This is a genomic window from Flavobacterium sp., from assembly GCF_029945805.1.
In the GTDB taxonomy this organism is placed as follows: domain Bacteria; phylum Bacteroidota; class Bacteroidia; order Flavobacteriales; family Flavobacteriaceae; genus Flavobacterium.
The window spans coordinates 95749-114426 of sequence record NZ_JAQSDH010000035.1 but is presented as its reverse complement, the minus strand read 5'-3'; the positions used below and the strand labels follow the sequence as shown (position 1 = coordinate 114426).

General features: G+C 33.8%; 14 protein-coding genes. 8 read left to right on the top strand and 6 right to left on the bottom strand.

Annotated features, from left to right (window positions below; genetic code table 11):
• The first annotated feature begins 14 nt into the window (after positions 1–14).
• The 4 genes from PSU83_RS08985 (at position 15) to PSU83_RS08970 (ending at position 5339) form a co-directional block, all read left to right on the top strand.
• Positions 15–2093, top strand: coding sequence for a DUF1566 domain-containing protein (locus PSU83_RS08985; RefSeq protein WP_300589041.1), 2079 nt, complete (start codon positions 15–17; stop codon positions 2091–2093).
• Positions 2094–2116: 23 nt separating this feature from the next.
• Positions 2117–3805 (top strand): WG repeat-containing protein, encoded by a 1689-nt coding sequence (locus PSU83_RS08980; protein ID WP_300589038.1) that lies wholly within the window; start codon positions 2117–2119, stop codon positions 3803–3805.
• Between the two features lie 103 nt (positions 3806–3908).
• Positions 3909–4535 (top strand): hypothetical protein, encoded by a 627-nt coding sequence (locus tag PSU83_RS08975; RefSeq protein WP_300589036.1) that lies wholly within the window; start codon positions 3909–3911, stop codon positions 4533–4535.
• Positions 4536–5339: an endonuclease/exonuclease/phosphatase family protein gene (locus PSU83_RS08970; protein WP_300589034.1), complete on the top strand. Its 804-nt coding sequence runs from the start codon at positions 4536–4538 to the stop codon at positions 5337–5339.
• 8 nt (positions 5340–5347) lie between these two features.
• Here the strand turns inward: PSU83_RS08970 and PSU83_RS08965 are convergent, their stop codons facing one another.
• Entirely contained in the window at positions 5348–5686 is a 339-nt protein-coding gene (locus tag PSU83_RS08965; protein ID WP_300589031.1) for a DUF6150 family protein, read from the bottom strand.
• A 39-nt stretch (positions 5687–5725) separates the two neighbouring features.
• On the opposite strand from PSU83_RS08965, the gene PSU83_RS08960 reads away from it, so the two are divergent.
• Together PSU83_RS08960 and PSU83_RS08955 are read left to right on the top strand one after the other, a co-directional pair.
• Positions 5726–6895: an energy transducer TonB gene (locus PSU83_RS08960; RefSeq protein ID WP_300589028.1), complete on the top strand. Its 1170-nt coding sequence runs from the start codon at positions 5726–5728 to the stop codon at positions 6893–6895.
• A gap of 769 nt (positions 6896–7664) precedes the next feature.
• On the top strand, positions 7665–7793 hold the full coding sequence (locus PSU83_RS08955; protein ID WP_300589026.1) for a hypothetical protein: 129 nt from the start codon (positions 7665–7667) through the stop codon (positions 7791–7793).
• Between the two features lie 516 nt (positions 7794–8309).
• Here the strand turns inward: PSU83_RS08955 and istB are convergent.
• The 3 genes from istB to PSU83_RS08940 are packed head-to-tail and all read right to left on the bottom strand — an operon-like array spanning position 8310 to position 11041.
• Complete coding sequence (gene istB, locus PSU83_RS08950; RefSeq protein WP_300589024.1) at positions 8310–9047, bottom strand: IS21-like element helper ATPase IstB; 738 nt, start codon at positions 9045–9047, stop codon at positions 8310–8312.
• 17 nt (positions 9048–9064) lie between these two features.
• The gene (gene istA / locus PSU83_RS08945; protein WP_300589022.1) at positions 9065–10612 is read right to left on the bottom strand and encodes an IS21 family transposase; all 1548 of its coding nucleotides are present in this window, start codon (positions 10610–10612) and stop codon (positions 9065–9067) included.
• A 57-nt stretch (positions 10613–10669) separates the two neighbouring features.
• Complete coding sequence (locus tag PSU83_RS08940; protein ID WP_300589020.1) at positions 10670–11041, bottom strand: hypothetical protein; 372 nt, start codon at positions 11039–11041, stop codon at positions 10670–10672.
• On the opposite strand from PSU83_RS08940, the gene PSU83_RS08935 reads away from it, so the two are divergent.
• On the top strand, positions 11013–12416 hold the full coding sequence (locus PSU83_RS08935; protein ID WP_300589018.1) for a hypothetical protein: 1404 nt from the start codon (positions 11013–11015) through the stop codon (positions 12414–12416). The two genes, PSU83_RS08940 and PSU83_RS08935, sit on opposite strands and share 29 nt — an antisense overlap.
• A 274-nt stretch (positions 12417–12690) precedes the next feature.
• Here the strand turns inward: PSU83_RS08935 and PSU83_RS08930 are convergent, their stop codons facing one another.
• Positions 12691–14148, bottom strand: a complete 1458-nt coding sequence (locus tag PSU83_RS08930; protein WP_300589016.1) for an NAD(P)/FAD-dependent oxidoreductase — start codon at positions 14146–14148, stop codon at positions 12691–12693.
• 555 nt (positions 14149–14703) lie between these two features.
• On the opposite strand from PSU83_RS08930, the gene PSU83_RS08925 reads away from it, so the two are divergent.
• Positions 14704–17205, top strand: a complete 2502-nt coding sequence (locus PSU83_RS08925; protein WP_300589014.1) for a cation-translocating P-type ATPase — start codon at positions 14704–14706, stop codon at positions 17203–17205.
• A gap of 684 nt (positions 17206–17889) precedes the next feature.
• Here the strand turns inward: PSU83_RS08925 and PSU83_RS08920 are convergent.
• Positions 17890–18612 carry a YoaK family protein gene (locus PSU83_RS08920; protein WP_300589012.1) on the bottom strand — a complete coding sequence of 241 codons (723 nt, stop codon included), beginning with the start codon at positions 18610–18612 and terminating at the stop codon, positions 17890–17892.
• Positions 18613–18678 lie beyond the last annotated feature (66 nt).

The window sequence follows — 18678 nt, the reverse complement described above, 5'->3', positions numbered from 1 at the left end:
AACAATAGGATAAAATGAAAAATGTATTCCAATCAAAAATAGTATTAATTGTAATAGGTGTTTTTACCTTAATAATCAGTTGTACCAATGAATTCGATTATGGGAAATTACAAAATGCAGTTAAGACAGTTGAGTTTAACAATGTAACGCAAACAACAGCCGATGTTTCTGGAAATGTATTAACCGACAATGGAGCTAGCTTGTCTGCTAGAGGTGTTTGTTATGGCACCAGTAACAATCCTACCATTTCTGGATTGAAAAAAGTATTCAACACGGCAACTCTAGGGAATTACACATGTACCTTAGATAATTTAGATCCAAGTACTACTTACTACGCAAGAGCTTATGCAACTAATAGTTATGGCACTGCTTATGGATTATCCGTCACATTTACAACATTACAAGCAACAGTACCTATTATTTCGTCAACTACAGCTGCAAACTTAGTCACTGCTACAACAGCATCAACAGGAGGTATTATAACTAATAGTGGTGCTTCAAATGTTACAAGTCGTGGGGTTTGCTACAGCAGTACTGCTACAATTCCAACAATTGCAAATACAAAAACAAATGACGGTACAGGAATAGGCACTTTTATAAGTTCATTAACCGGTTTAACGGCTAACACCACATATTATATAAGAGCATATGCAACAAATGGTATAGGAACAGCCTATGGTGATGTAAAATCATTTTCAACTACTACCGCAACAATTCCAGTCGGTATTACAACTACTTCAGTTTCAGCTGTGACACAAACAACGGCTTCAAGTGGGGGTAACATTAATAATGATGGGGGTGCTACTATTACATCTCGTGGAGTATGCTGGAGCAATACATCCTCCAATCCAACAATAGCAAATACTAAAACTATAAATGGTTCAGGTGTTGGAGCATTTCTAAGCTCATTAACAACATTATCACCGGGCACAACCTATTATGTTAGAGCGTATGCAACTAATAGCGTTGGAACAGCTTATGGTAATGTTATTACTTTTACAACTGTTTCAGCTACGATTCCCACAGGTATAACAACTACTACTTTATCATTAATTACACAAACAACCGCATCAAGTGGAGGAAATATAGCAACAGATGGTGGTGCTACAGTTACATCTCGCGGTGTGTGTTGGAGCACTTCATCAAGTCCAACAATAGCAAATACCAAAACTATCGATGGTTCTGGAATTGGAACATTTTCTAGCGCAATAACAGGTTTATTACCAGGAACTACTTATTACGTTAGAGCTTATGCAACAAACAGCGTAGGTACCGCTTATGGTTCCTCTAGAACCTTTGTAACTTCTTCTGGTACAATTCCAACAGGAATTACCACAACTAGTCTCTCTTCAATTTCACAAACTACAGCTAGTAGTGGTGGAACTATCACAAGTAACGGAGGAGCAACTATTACCGCAAAAGGAGTATGTTGGAGTAGCACTACATCAACTCCTACAACCTCAAATAGCATAACAAATAACGGCACTGGTAGTACTTCATATTCTAGTTCTTTGACAGGTTTAATTGCTAATACAACTTATTATGTTAGAGCGTATGCAACAAATAGTTTGGGTACCGCCTACGGTAATACACTAACTTTTACAACACTTCCAAACTTAGCAGTTGGACAAGCTTATCAAGGAGGTATAATAGCTTATATATTCACGTCAGGCGATACAGGTTATGTTACTGGACAAACACATGGCTTAATTGCAACAACCTCAAATCAAAGTACGGGAGTACAATGGGGTTGTTCCGGAACTTCAATAGCTGGAACAAATACAACATTAGGAACCGGATTAGCAAATACAAGCGCAATAGTAAATGGATGTACTACAACAACAATTGCAGCAGCTTTGTGTAATAATTTATCATCAGGCGGTTACACGGATTGGTATTTACCAAGCAGAGATGAATTAAATAAACTTTATTTAAATAAAACAACAATAGGTGGTTTTGGTAATGTTCCATATTGGTGCTCCTCTCAAGTTGGTACAACAACAGCTTGGAGTATAAATTTTAGCACAGGAACGTTAAGCAGTACAAGTACTAAATCTACTTCAATGTATGTAAGAGCTATTAGAAACTTTTAAAAACTAACAAACAAATCAAACTTATGAGAAAAATTTTAATGATTATAGCGCCATTATTATTGGTAGGATGCAGTTTTTTTAAATCATCAAAAGACATTGAATTAATTCCGTATGCTCAAAAGGACAAATATGGTTACTTCGATTTAGAAGGCAAAATTGTTATAAATCCTCAGTTCGCAATAGCAACAGCTTTTAGAGAAGATTTAGCTCTTGTAAAAACAACCGGAGAAAATGGTAAATGGGGTTACATAGATAAAGATGGGAAATTTGCGATAAATGCTACTTATAAAGACGCCACTGTTTTTCAAGAAGGAATTGCTTGGGTAGTTTCTGAAAATTCAGCCCCTACAGCTATTGATAAAAAAGGAGAAATAAAATTCACTTTAAAAGATGCAGAAGTAGTTAGATTATTTTCTGAGGACTTAGCAGCATTTTCAAAAGTAGATTCTACAAATACAATTTGGGGTTTTGTTGACAAATCAGGAAAACAAGTAATAAATCCTCAATTTGATGCAGTTGGCGAATTTCACGATGGGAAATGTGCAGTAAAAAATAAAGATGGTAAATGGGGATATATTGACAAATCAGGTAAAATTATCATAAACCATCAATTTGATAGTGCATTTCGTTTTAAAGACGATAAAGCTATTGTTAAATTGGATGACAAAGCAGGGGTTATAGATGAGGACGGGAAATATATAGTTAACCCTCAATTTAAAGATGCTTATGCTGATAGTGATAAATATTTAATAAATCAAGATGACAAATGGGGATGGTGTGATGAAAAGGGAAAATTTATTATTAATCCACAGTTTGATGATGCTTTATTTTTTGGTGAAAGTAAATTAGCTTGTATAAAGAGCTCGGATAAATGGGGTTATGTAGATGGTGAAGGTAAAATTATGATAAACCCTCAATTTGATGAAGCATTTCCGTTTATGAATAAAATGGCAATAGTAAAATCTGGAGATAAATATGGACTAATTGATAAAGAAGGTAAATATAAAGTAAATCCGCAGTTTGATGTAATTGGTGAAGATTTAATCTATTACATGTATGATTCTAGTAGTAAAGGAGCAATAACTTCAGACTATCTAGATACTGACAAAATATTAAAAGTGATAAATGTTGATAAACCTGAAAATTTAAGTTTCGAAGATAATTTCCAAACAATCTTAAACAAAACCGGAAAATCAGTTTCTGATTTTAATGCTTTCAGAGATACAACTACAATTTTTGAAAATAAAACTATTAATAACGAAGCTAGTTATGGCTTTGCCATTTTGGGGAAATTTGTAGATTATGATTATAATTATAATAAAATAACAACCAATATAAAACCACAAGGTTTTTATTATTTTATATCGTTAGCAGGTAAAGCGAATGGAAAGGCAGAATCAGTTCAAAAAGCGTTTGAGAAAAAATTAAATGGGTATAATCTAATGAAGAAAGGTTATGTAAATAATAATTACACAAGTGTATACAAGAGTAACAAAAATATTGTAGTTACATCAAGTAACGATTCAAGTACTGTGTTTATTCATATTCTTAATAAAGATTTTGATATATCGGGTTACTTAAATAAAATACAAGAGAAAGCAGAGGAGTCATCCAGTAATTATGACAATTCAGCTGTTGATACTACAGCTGTTGAAGCAGTTGATACTGCCGCAGCCGCAGCAGTTGATACTACAGCTTATTATGGTAACTAAAGAAAGGGAATAACCGCTTTCGTTTTTAATCTCAATATTTATTAAAAATAATTTTTAGTATCATCTATGCATCAAGATAAAAATTATCATTCAAAAATTAAATATGGATATTCTCAAATTTTTAGCACCCATCATTATCCTTTCTTTTATTTTTGTTTTTTTTAATGCAATTGGAATATGGATTAAACATTATTACTATGTTTTTTCAGAAACTTTACGTAAAATATATCGCTTATTAAATGTTAAAAAACGTACCGAGATAGTATGGAATGAACTCATAAAATTTCACAAAGAAGAAGGATGGAATTATGGTCAATTTGATAAAGAAAAATATATTCAAACGATATTTAATATTGAAGATAATTTACGAATTAAGTTTACATATCAAGTGGGTAGAGATAAACTTGAATTCCAATCCCTAATTCTAAATAGTTTCGATGAAGACAGAACGACAGATATTTTAGTTTTAGCATCTCATTTCAATGGATTATTAAACTTTGGTAAAGTAAGCGTAAGTACTAAATACAATTGTGTTGAACTTATACATTCCGGTGATTTAGTAACCTATATGTTATTTCCAGGAGAAATTCAATCAGATCAAAGAGTACATTATAATGTAACTAGAGATTGTTGTTGGGCTTTTTCAAATTTAATCGAAACTGGTGAAGACCCTGTTTTTGTGATTTCAGAACTTTTAAGACGAAAAGATGATGATAAAACAAATATGTAAATGAAAAAAGCAATATACTTTTATTTTTTATTCTTTACATTAATCTTGAATGCACAAGTAAAAGTCATTTCCTGGAATCTTGAAAATTTTGGCAAATCCAAATCAGATTCTACAATTGTTTTTATTGCTAATACGGTTAAAGATGGCGATATAGTTGCCATACAAGAAGTAGTAGCAGGTTATGGTGGTGCTCAAGCTGTTGCGAGACTTGCTGATGAACTTAATCGAAAAGGTTCGAAATGGGATTACACCATTAGTGACCCAACAACAAGCAGCGCATACAAAACGGAACGTTATGCCTTTCTATGGAAAACTGCAAAAGTTAAGAAAATTGGAGATGCATGGTTAGAGCAAAAATACAACCTAGAAATAGACAGAGAACCTTTTTTTGCCACTTTTGAATACAATAAAAAACAATTTACTATTTCAAATTTCCATGCAATCACTAAAAGTAAACAGCCTGAGACTGAAATAAAATATTTCAAATTTTTACCTACTGAATATCCTGATCTAAATTTAATTTTTTTAGGCGATTTCAACTGCCCACAGTCACATACTGTTTTTATACCTTTAAGAAAAATGGAGTATGAATCAGTATTTTTCAATCAGAAAACATCTTTAAAAAAAGACTGCTATAATGATGATTGTTTAGCTTCTGAGTTCGACAACATTTGGTATAATAAGAATAAAATCAAAGTTGTAAATTCACAAGTCATTCCATTTTATAAATTTTGGTCATCATTGCAAGAAGCAAGAAAAATTTCAGACCACATTCCAATCGAAATGGAATTTAATATAAATTGATTATAAATTCAAAACAGCAACTGCATTTTTGATTTATTTTTCCATCCAGCTTGATTTTCATACTTTACAAAATATATTTTCAAATCAGCTTGGTTTTCATAACTAACAAAATATATTTTCTTTTTCGATTGATTGACATATTTAGTAAAAAACCATTTACCTTGATTTTCACTTACCTGATTTTCATACTCAACTTTATAAACTAAAAGATCTGCTTGATTTTCATATTTAACCACATAAACCTTTACATCTGCTTGATTCTCATAGTCAGCAGAAAAAACCTTTTGGGCATTACTGGAAAATGAAAAAAGCAAACTAAGTAAAAATAAATAATAATAATTTTTCATTTAAAATAATTACATTGTCGAATCAAAGATATCAATATTATGAAAAAAACTATTGCAATATTAATTGTATTAAATTCAATTAATATATTTTCCCAAACGTTGAAAACTTATGACGGCAATTACAAAAATGGTCATGCTAAATATACATATTATGAAAATGATGAGTTAGAAAGAATATTTAACGGAGATTTCGATTTTAAGTACACTAGTTCACTAGGACTTAGTACAATCTTAGGGCATTATAATAAAAATCAAAAAGTTGGTGAATGGGTATATTATTATAATTCAAGAGGAGAAAGTATTAAAATTAATGGTTCATATTCTAAAAATGCCAAAGTTGGTACATGGAAAGTTGTTCAAGCATCCGATAATAATAATCAAACCTATTTATCAACTCTAGTTTTTAACGAAAATGACACCATTACTGGAAAGATAGAATTTCCTAAATTAAAAGGTCAATTTGATAAAAGCGGAAAATTTACTGGAAATTGGAATGTTACAGATGGAAATTCGGAATTCATCGCAGAGTTTTCTAACAATATTTTGACTAAATTAATAAATCGTCAAATCGATGATGGTAAAATAATATCTAAATACACACTTCTCCTAGATTCGATTAGATTAAACCCCAAGAAATTTATCAAAGCATCTTATAGTTTGAAAAGTGGTGCAACCAAAGATTTAGCCACATTATTCAATATAAATGACGGTAGTATAAATTCAATAGGACTTTTTTTTAATTTAATTTATGAAAACCTAGATACATATAATAGAATCTTTAATTTTCTTGATATAAACATAGTTGTAAAAGATCCTGAATTAATTTACACACGTGTTCAAAAAACCGAGGATTTAGTAAAAGGAGCAGGTATAGAAGTAGTTGAAAATGACAGTAATATTTATAATACTGCAGGGATAGATGTAAAGCCTGAATTTCCGGGGGGAATGGAAAAATTTTATAAATTTATTGGACAAAATTTTAAAGTTCCAAAAGAAGAAGGATTAAAAGGAAAAGTTTTTGTTACTTTTATTATTGAAAAAGATGGGTCACTTTCAGATATCAAAGTATTTAGAGATATTGGTTATGGCACTGGCAAGGAAGCTATACGCGTATTAAGTATTTCTCCAAAATGGAGTCCTGGTGAAATGAATGGTAAAAAAATTCGAGTATTATACTCTGTACCTATAAGTATTCAAAGTACTGATTAATTGTCAATGGGAGAATTATGTAATCTACTGTGAATCAGAATTATAATACGTTAGTATTTCTTAAGTTATTTTTTTAGTTTAATTTCTAATTTTTCAATTGCCACTCCTGCCCAACGCTCCTAAAAAAATTACTGTCACAGTTATTGGTGCAATAACACGTTCACTTCGTGACTTGTGCCAGTAATTTTTTCTCCCAAGCTTCTTTACATAATGTTGCATTATAGTGCATAAAGAAACTCAATATTCCAATTCAAGTATACGGATGCACTATAATAACATTATGTAAAAAAGCCGCGCACCCAACGCTCGTGCCAGTGGCTCCAGGACAACATTTTTTGCAGCTTCCTTCGCACCTGCCAGCTACAAAAAACACCGTCCTTCGCCACTGTCTTTAACAACGTTTACTATTCCATAAGAAAATTTACGGTTGTAATTACATTCATAAACTTTCACGGTCACTGTTTTTAGCAACTAACTGTTTAAATCGGTAATGGAATTTATCCTGAGCTTGCCGAAGGACATTGCTTTTGTAAGTTCTAAAAATGGCTTAGAATTTCAGTTGCTTGCCTAGGGTTAAAGCCATTTTTAGAACCCACAAAACCAAAATTCCCAGTAAGAGTATCATTTTTTATTTGCCACCACGCAAAGAAGTTATTGCTTTCACGATAGCCGATGCCATAGCGCTTCTGTTGTTAATTGATTGAATATTAGAAATGGCATCAGCTATCCATAAAAGCAATCAGAAACATCCCAAGAAGCAAATAAAAAAATGATACCCTTACTTGCGCTACTGCCCCATCGCACTTGGTATGTTAATGCATTGTTTTTTGAAGAGGCGCCCCATTTCCACAACAACATTCCGATTAAAATGATACTCGCGGATACATTGGACGACTAAGCATCCTCAAAAATCAAATAGTAGATGAAAGAGTGTAAAATTTCAGTGCCGGATGAAAAGCATTTTTATTGTTTTTTTTCGTTTTTTCATCCGTCACTCAAAATTATACACCCTTTCCGAAGACGACCACATTCCAAATCAAAACCCTATCCATCAAACAACACCAGATTTTATAATGAAGATTTTTAATTGAAATCAAAATAAAAAAAATAAAAAAAAAGAAGCAAATATAAGTTGCAGGTATTCAGTAAAACAAGTTCAAGCCCTGCGGGTTTTTAAAAAAATCTCCACCCACACCGTTTCAAAACAATATTCAATTTCGATTTGACGCAGATTGCATCATTCACGTATAGGGTGCAAATTCCGATGATATTGACCACCCAATTCCGATTTAAAGTGAGCACCTAATTCCGATTGAAAGTGACCACCCAATTCCAGTTTAAATTGACCACCCCGATTTTCATTAAAAAACTACTTTTTTCTGCTGTTATAATTTACTCAAATATAGTTAAAAATTTATACGTTGTTATTGCTTCTTTTCTTTCTCATAGATTCACCTAATAACTCAATTCTATGAGATTGATGTATGAGTCTATCCAAAATAGCATCAGCAATAGCTTTTTCTCCAATGATGTCATACCATCCTTGAACTGGGATTTGTGATGTGACAATTATAGAGCCGTTATTATGCCTATCTTCTATTATTTCCAGAAGCGTAATTCGGTTATGACTGTCTAATGCTTGGAGTCCAAAATCATCCAAAATGATAACATCCTGTCTTTCCAATTTAGCGAGTTCTCTCAAATAAGAACCGTCGGCTTTAGCTATTTTTAATTTGGCGAACAGCTTTGAGGTATTAAAATAACTCACTTTATACCCCTCAATACAGGCCTGATAACCCAATGCTGTACCTAAAAAACTCTTACCAACACCGGTGCTTCCTGTGATTAAAACATTTTGGTTGTTCTTTACAAATTCACATTCTGCCAATCGTAGAATTAAAGTTCTATCGAGATTTCTGGAGACATCAAAATTGAGGGTTTCAATATTTGATTTGTAATGGAATCGGGCATTTTTAATACTTCTTTCGATTCGTCTGTTATGCCGTTCATCCCATTCTGCATCGATTATAATCGATACAAATTGGTCGATTGTGTAATGATCTGTTTTACCGCTTTCAACGGCTGTCTTAAAAGCATTACACATTCCATTGAGCTTCATTTGCTTCATTTTTGTTACTGTTGATTCATTCATAGTTATTTGATTTTAATTTATTTAAAGTAATTTTTTCCACGAATATTATCATGGATGGGTAATTCTTGCTCTGATTCCTGTCCATATTCTATCTTGTCTAAGTTGTTTTCCAAAATGTTTTGTATGGCTTTAAAACTGTAAATTTTATAGTCCAATGCTCTCTTGCAGGCGTTAATTAATCGTTGTTTGCCAACCTTTTTCTCATAAGTCAGTATTCCTAAACAACTTTTATAAGCTTGTTCTGGATGGTTTCTGCTATCAATGATTTTTATAATATATTCACCTACGCAACTATCAATACTATTTGCCCAATCAATAAACCTGGAAGCACTCCAATCTGATACAAACTGATGGGTACTTGCCATATGCTCTGGACTAGTTGTATAAACGTAAGGCTTGTAATTCCTGAGATGAGTGGCAATTCGATTGTATTTGTAATACACTTCAACAGTAGATTGGGTATAGAGCAGTTTCACTTTTTTTCGCAGATACTGATACGGAACGCTGTAATAACTCTTGTCTTGGCTCAATAAAACGTGTCCATTTTGCATAACTGTGGCAAAGGATTGGTATTTAATTTGGAAGCGTTCTTGTGGTAATGGGCGTAACTTGTCTTTCTCGTCTTCCATAAACAATTCAAAACGCGAGTATGGACGAGCGGTGAGTTTTCTGTTGTTATGTAGGTCAAGCAGGTCCCATATCTGCTGGTTGAGTTCTTCAATACTAAAGAATTTCTGTTCTTTTAAATGCACATAAATCCTTCTGTACAATATCTTTACAGCTCCTTCTACTAATGATTTGTCTCTTGGCTTGTATGCTCTTGCAGGCAATATGGTAGTTTCATAATACTCTGCAAAATCCGCTAAGGTCTCATTGATTGTAGGTTCAAAACGACTACTTTTTATAACAGCAGATTTTAAATTGTCTGGAACAATTGCTGCTGGAGTACCTCCAAAAAAATAGATAGCATTTTCTACAGATACTACAAAGTCTTCTTTTTGTTGGCTCATTGAAGCTTCTGCGAAAGTGTATTGGCTTGCTCCTAAAATAGCCACAAAGAACTGTACTTCTTTGATTTCTCCCGTAGCTGCATCTACTATAGAGAGTGTTTTTCCAGCATAATCCACATACATTTTATCTCCTGATTTGTGGTTCATGTGCATCACTGGATTCACACGATTGCTCCATTTTTTAAAGTGAACTCTAAATTGGGAACTCTTTATTCCGTCTGGGTTTGCCACAATGTATTGTTCCCAAAGATGCTGAACGGTCACTCCAACTTTTTTGAGTTCTCTCTCCATTTGAGGAAAGTAAGCATGGAGTTTTTCCAATTTTGGATTTGTAGACTCTACGGTAGGCTGTGAAAACAGATTCTCTAATTCAGCATCAGTTTTTTGTTCAATATCCTCAAGGCTTAAACCAAAAGTTTGGTACAAGGAAATATATTTCTTTACGGTATTTCTGGAAAGAGACAGATAATCGCTAATGAACAGCTTACTCTTGCCTTTACAGTGAAATTTAATTGCTTTTCTAATTTTACTCATGTCTGTTAATTTGTTTGCCATAATCCGTTTTTTTTAAACGAATTTATGGTCTAACAACATGAAAAAAGTAGTCGCTTTTTAGGTGGTCAATTTCAATCGGAATCCGGTGGTCAGTTTGCTCCGGAAGGTGGTGGTCAGTTTGAACCGAAACTGGTGGCCAATTTGCTCCGGAATTAGGTGGTCAATTTGACCGTTTTTTCCAGCTCTACCACCAAAAGCCGTTTCTCGCACCCGCGGCTGAAAGCCGAACAGAGGGAAGCTAATTGCGAATTTTGTTATAAGTTCACGTTTACGTTTCGCAAGAATTTTTATCTTTAACAGAAAATAATTCCTTCTGAATTTTGCAACCGAGACGAAGCGCCAGAACGTTGGTGGCAATTTTGCCGCTGAAACTGGAATATTGAACTTAAAAAAATAAAAAATGAATGTTAGAATAGTAACGTGTTTCATATTATTGACAATTTCTTTAAATATATTTTCTCAAGAAAATGCACCACATTTAAAAGGTAAAGTCAAAATTTCTATCAAAGAAGGAACATTTGATTGTGACTTAACACTAAGTAATATTCCAAGAATTCAAGATTACGTAATTCGTTTAAATTCTGGAATGAATTTATTGCATATCAGAAGTAAAAAACCAAAAGATTTTGTAATTGTTTATGACAAATCGGACAAAGATTCAACTTCTACAGGTGAATCATCAGCATATTATTTTCCTGATAATAATAGAAAAGGTAAATTTTTACCTGAAGAATTGCAATTTAGATATGTTGCTAAGTTTCCAGTCGCAAATGATACAATAGAAAATTTTTCAAGACAAGATTGGAAAGGAAATATTGCGTTTAACGGAATGTCTGTTAGAAGTGATGGAAGTCAAAGTGCTTGGTATCCTATTATTTATGACGTGAAAAAAGATATTGCTTATGATAGAGTAGTTTATGACATCGAAATAATTTGCAAAGATTGTAATACAATTTATGCTAATGGTAATAAACCAATAAGCTCAAATTCAGCACATCTAATAAGTAACGAACCACAAGAAATAGCTTTATTTTGCGGAAATTACGATGTCATTGATGACGGAAATATTACTCTTTTAAATCCGAAATTTCCAGAAGAAAAAATCAAACAATTTTCAAATCTAGTTTCGAGTTATAAAAAATACTACGAACAAAAATTAAACATCAAATTTAATCAAACACCAACTTTCATAAACACCACTCCTACTTCAAAGAAAAATGGATGGCTTTTTGTTTCTTATCCAACGATTATGGGTATTGGTTGGGGAAAATATGGATTAGCTGGAATATTTGAGGAAAAATCTCAAAAATTTTACAAACCTCTAATTGCACACGAATTAGGTGATTATTACTTTGGAACAATCAAGGTTTTTAATTCTGAATTAGGCGATATGATGTCTGAAGGTTTTACAGAATATATGGCACTGAAATTAACTGAAGAAAATCAAACTGAAAAAAACTATGATGAAGTACTAGCAAAAAAGGTTGAAAACTTAAAAGATTTTAAGCCAAAATCATTTTCAATGGTAAAATCAATTACAGATATTAGCGACAGACAAACTTATGTTTATGATTACGCTCCAATACTATTTATAGCAATCGAAAAAGAAATTGGTAAAAAGAAAATGTGGGAATGGTTAAAAAATATTTTAGAAACAAAAACAGAATTTACTAACTATGATTTTTTGGTATCAACTCTAAAAAACACTTTGAAAAATGATAAAAAAACAGACGTAATCATTAGCAAGTATTTTAGTAATGACGCTTCAACAGAAAATGCAATTAAAAGAATAGCCGAAAAATAAAAACTGCCACCAGCACACGTTTTGCGCTATTGCGAATTTTGTGCACTCCGGACGTGTTCCTTTCGCAAGAAGTTTTATCTTTAACAGCAACTAATTGGTTCCGAATATTGGAGCAGCTGTAGCATCCGAGAAACGTTGGAAACAATACTACGAAATGCGTCGTACTAAAATAAGTAGAGCATCATTAATCGTTTAATCTAGTATTGATTATTTTGCTAAAATCAATGGATTTATTTTTTTTAGTCCAATTTTGTATGGCTACGAGTCTCTAAATTTATAGATTTCTCTTTTTTAAAGCTCGTCCTCTTGGTTCATTACCCTCATAGAGTATCCTATCGGAATGTAAGAACTCGGCGGCAGTAGCGGAATCCGTTACTTTGATAGCACTTCGATGTAACATCTCTGACTCAAATGGCTTTAAAACACGTTCTTGCAAACCCGCTTTTCTCCATTGGGATACGGGGTTACATCCGTTGAATAATCCACGTGCTAGCGCGAGTGCATCAATCAAAGCTTGATTTGCTCCTTGTCCTTTAAATGGACTCATGGGATGGGCAGCATCTCCGATTAGCGTCACTCGCTTCCCCTTGTCTAATAGTTCGGATTGGAGTACGGCTCGATCATATACAGGGTAACCCGATATTTGCGCTTCCAAAGTGGACGCTAGAATTTGAGGAATTGGTTTGTGCCAGTGTGTTCTTCGGCACGCTTCTTCTTTCAGGGCATGAGACCCTTTTGCGCTTAGTGCCATTGCCTCTTCTTCTAACATAGGGAAACTCAATTGCCACATTACGGATTCTAAATCGTAAGGCATTATATAAATTCGCTCCTTCCCATTTGCACTTTGAAATACAGTGGCGGAATCCAATAAAGGACTTACTAGATCTTCCAGCGCACTTAAAGGACAAATGCCCAATAGTACAATGCAACCTAAATACCGTAAAGGGGTAATCTCTTCACCAATTAGCAATCTTCGCACTGAACTACGAATGCCATCTGCCCCCACAACAAGGTCTGCTTTAGCCTGTTTTATTTTTCCGTTAACTTGAAAGCTTACTGCTACACTTTCGTCCTCAGTGTCGTTAAAGTCTACTAATTGGTGTCCCCACTGAACAGAATTATGCCCTCCGAGTTGCTCTAATAGTGCTAAACGCAAAGATTGCCGTGAGATATGTATATTAGAACGTTTTTGAGATGCTGTTGCCACTGAAGATACCCATTTTCTGATTCCCCATTCACCAAGTACTTTTCCTTCAGTAGTATGAACTATATGTTTTGTAGAAATAACTCCAGCTTTTAAGGAAGAAATACCAAATCCTTCAATGACTTTACTTGCTTGTTGCAACGTGAGTCCGTAGCCTTGAGAGCGCGCCTCGTAGTCGTTATCGCGTTCATAAAGTGTAAAAGGAATGCCGCGGTGCAAACAAGCTACAGCAAGAGCCACACCTCCAATACCTGCACCAATTATGGCAAGGTGTGGGTAGTTTTCTTTATCAGCAACAGGAGGGTTAATGGAAGGTATTAAACCCGACCCCAAACAGTTTAAGCAGCTAAATAAATGTCCTTTAGGAGGCACTGGAGCCGTACCTTGATTGTTTGTTTTTTCAAATTGATCTAGTGCCGTTTTATAGCGCAATTTTACCTTCTTACTGACGGCTCTACTTTTTTTGCCCCGACCTTTACATTCTAAACATATCGTCCAGTTTGTTGCTTCATTTTCATCCTTTTTCACTGCTCTTTATTTATCATGCTACTGCTTTTCTTTATAAAGAAAATGGAATTATAAGAACTACATTCAGCATAAAAAGCAGTGATTTCTAATTGGTAAGAGTTCTGATTCAAACCATTATGGTACACTTTAGTACACTTTTATACTTAGTTCGTTGCACAAATTTAAGCTAAATGAAAAGCTGGGCAAAACTAATTCGGATTTATCCGATGTTGAAAGTAGGCTGCAGTATAAAACAAGGACTCAAAAATTATGCAGGATACCATTTTAGTATCCCGAATTTCCATTTCGGAATACATCAAAAGGGTATTTCAAATTTCGGTTTAATGGTTTTCTGCTTTTTGGGGTAATTCACTTATTAAAATAACTAGTACAACTCTATTTTTAAAAATTTAAAAAAGAAAAGTAAAATCTAATTTTAAACCATTAATTTTATGACAACTTCATTTCGCTTCATTATTTCAAAAACTGTTTATCTAATTTTAATTAATTTAAAGCTTTTAAAAGTAGTTGAATTCCGAAAAAAGATAACTAGACAACAATCGAATACTATAAAAAATGGCTCCCAACAATTTCGACATAAAAGGTTTAACCGACGAACAAGTGGTTATTGCAAGGAAAAAATTTGGACAAAACACCTTACATTACAAAAAAGAAAATACCATTCTTGATGCGATAAAAAGTCTGGCAAAAGAACCCATGATTATTTTATTGTTAATTGCAGCGGTAATTTATTTCCTGAGTGGGAAAATGGGTGATGCTCTATTTCTTTCTTCTTCAATATTAATCGTCTCTTCCATTTCATTGTTTCAGGATTCAAGGAGTCGAAATGCGTTGCAAAAATTAAAAAATCTTACGCAACCCAATTGTAAAGTAATTCGAAATGGTACAACTCAAGAAATAAAAAGTGACGACTTAGTTGTTGGAGATAGTTTGATTGTCGAAGAAGGGACTTCCATTACTGCGGATGGTGTTATTGTTCATTCTAATGATTTTTCGGTAAACAAATCCATACTCACCGGAGAATCCTTCGCTATTTTTAAAGATAAATCAAAAGAGGACAATTTAATTTTCAAAGGAACTACCGTAGCGAGCGGCTTAGCTATTGTTACCATTACACACATTGGGAATGAAACTAAATTGGGTAAGATTGGCAAAAGCCTCGAAAGTATTAAAGAGGAGAAAACTCCGCTAGAGCTTCAAATACAGAATTTCGTAAAAAAACTAGTTATAGCTGGCGCCTTGGTTTTTGTTATAGTATGGGCTATCAATTATTTCAAGTCGTTCAACATATTAGACAGTTTACTCAAGGCGCTGACCTTAGCGATGAGTATTTTACCCGAAGAAATTCCGATGGCATTTGCCACCTTTATGGCAATTGGCGCTTGGAGGTTAATGAAAATGGGAATTATAGTGAAACAAATGAAAACAGTAGAAACCCTAGGTTCTGCAACGGTAATTTGTACCGATAAGACAGGAACAATCACCGAAAATAAAATGAGTTTGGCAAAGCTATTTTTATTGAATTCACAAAAAATAACTACTCCTGAACAAGCTACTGATGCCGAGAAATCGTTGATAAAAAGTGCCATGTGGGCCAGTGAACCAATTCCGTTTGACCCAATGGAACTAGCATTACATAATGCATATAGCGACTTACATACTAAAGATGACCGGCCTGATTTTAAGTTAATTCACGAATATCCATTAGGCGGGAAACCACCCATGATGACGCATGTTTTTTCCAATACATCAGGGAACCGAATTATTGCCGCAAAAGGGGCGCCAGAAGCATTAATGAAAATTTCCAATTTATCAAAAGACGAAATCCTCCAAATTGAAGCTGCAATAAAAACGATAACTAGTGAAGGATACCGGGTTCTTGGTGTTGCTGAAAGTGATTTTTCAGGAACGACTTTTCCAGAAACACAACAAGAGTTTCAATTCAAGTTTAAGGGAATTGTTGCTTTTTACGACCCTCCAAAAAAGAATATCGAAACGGTTTTAAACCACTTTTATAACGCAGGCATAGCGGTTAAAATAATTACGGGTGATAATGCTGAAACTACCACCGCTATAGCGAAGCAAGTAGGTTTTAGAGGGATTGAGCATAGTTTGACCGGAGATGATTTGATGCTCTTATCCGATGCTGAGTTGCAGGAGAACGTAACGCGAACCAATATTTTCACCAGAATGTTCCCAGAGGCAAAGCTGAGAATTATTACAGCCTTAAAAGCAAACAGACAAATTGTAGCGATGACAGGTGATGGTGTAAATGATGGTCCAGCATTAAAAGCTGCTCATATTGGTATCGCAATGGGAATCAAGGGAACAGAAATAGCGAAACAAGCAGCCTCACTGATTTTACTAGAAGATGATTTATCAAAAATGGTGGATGCTGTGGCGATGGGAAGAAGAATATATACTAATCTTAAAAAAGCAATTCAATACATCATATCCATTCACATTCCAATTATACTTACCGTTTTTATTCCGTTGGCTTTGGGTTGGATTTATCCCAACATATTTTCACCCGTACACATTATTTTTCTAGAATTGATTATGGGACCAACCTGCTCCATCATTTTTGAAAATGAACCGATGGAAAAAAATACCATGCTGCAAAAACCAAGGCCTTTCACCACTACTTTTTTCAATTGGAAAGAACTCACCACAAGTATAATTCAAGGACTAGCCATTACAGCTGGAACTTTATTTGCTTATCAATATTGCGTTTACTACGCATTTGATGAGGCACATACCAGAACGATGGTTTTCACGGTTTTAATAACGGCCAATATCTTTCTAACACTCGTGAATCGTTCCTTTTATTATTCCATTTTTACCACATTGAAGTATAAAAATAATATGGTGATATTCATTATTGCCCTCACTATTTCAATCACAGGATTATTGCTGTTTGTGCCACCATTGACAAGATTCTTTGAATTTGAAACTCTAAAATTTTCGGAGTTAGGTACTGCAATTGTAATCGGATTTGCCTCTGTTATTTGGTACGAATTAGTTAAAATAAAAACAAGATTAAATACCAAGCACTAGTTGATTTTCTGAAAGAACCCTAGTATTGTGAGATTTAGCGAAAGAGTATTAAATTCAAAGTAACTAACCCAATGCCACCGATTTATTTTTTTAGTTCGCTTCGCAGGGGTATAATCAGTGCCAATAGTAATTTTGATGGCTGCACTTCGCGGGCAAAACAAATAAGCTTAATTACAAGATAGTCATTATGACCTCATAAAGAAAACCATTATCAAATCAGCGTAATTGACCCTTTAGTCTTCAAAAAATCCTACCTAACTATAAGAACACCAAGTTAAATCCGTACTCCGAAATAACAAGTTTGTGGGTAGTACTATAGAGTAGGTTTTTGTTAATCATATCTAGTGTTGCTTCATGTGAGGGAAATGCCTGTTTAAAAAGTCCTGGATTCAGATCACAAAATAATGCAGGATCATCTAGTAGTTCTCCATTAAAATAATATTCTAGCAATAAAGAAGAATTAATACTTTGACAATACTCAAAAACAGCAGCTACAGCCATAGGTTATTTTATTACAGTTTGGGATTGTAAATATAGGCCATGCGAAAGCAACCTAATGTTAAATGTGTAGCTGTACTGTGTTAAAAAAATAGGTAGTTGATTGATGGCTTGAAACCTTATGGAACGGATATGTAATTTATGATGCTTTCTGAAAGACCTAAATGTTACATTATTTAGTACTACTCAATGTCTAAACTTTCTTTTTAACCGCAATACTCTTAACTTCATGCTATCGAAAATTAGTCCCCCAAATAAGGTCAGTACGGCAAATAACAATACGTGAAGTCCCATTTCCATATAAAAAACACCTCCAACTATGCCGCCTAAAAAGAAGAAGCTAATAATGGTCAGCCTTAATTTGATAGAAATAAAAAGTTTCGCTCTAGACGAAATTTCGTGATAAAAAAACAATTGTGAAAGTTCAATTCCGAGGTCGGTAAATAAACCTGTAAGATGTGTCGTTCGAACAACAGCATTTGAAATCCGGGTTACTAGAGAATTCTGAAGGCCCATAGCATAAAGAAGTACAAAAGCAATTATATTAGGGTTATCTGTAATCAATTGTTTTCCAAAAATGGCGATACTTAATAAAATAAAAGCTTCTATGGCGGTTGGCACACTATACGTATAATTACTATTTTTTCGCGTGATGTATTCTACTAATAAACTCGAAGAAAAGGACCCGAGAAAGAAGAAAAAGATATACAGAAAATAGACAAAAGCCTCCCAAAAATTAAGTTTAAACACTTCATCTACAAAAAAAGCAAAGTGACCCGTTACGTTTGTGGTAAGTCTTTGTATGGCTAAAAAACCAGCAACATTCACAATTCCTGCTACAAATGATAGTAAAGAAGCAATCTGTAAATTATGGCTTGAAGTTCTTTTATTCCCCTGATGTGTGAACATGCATAGCGTGGATTACATTTTGTACTGATAAAATTTTCAAGGTGCTAATTATACTGTAGATTTCTA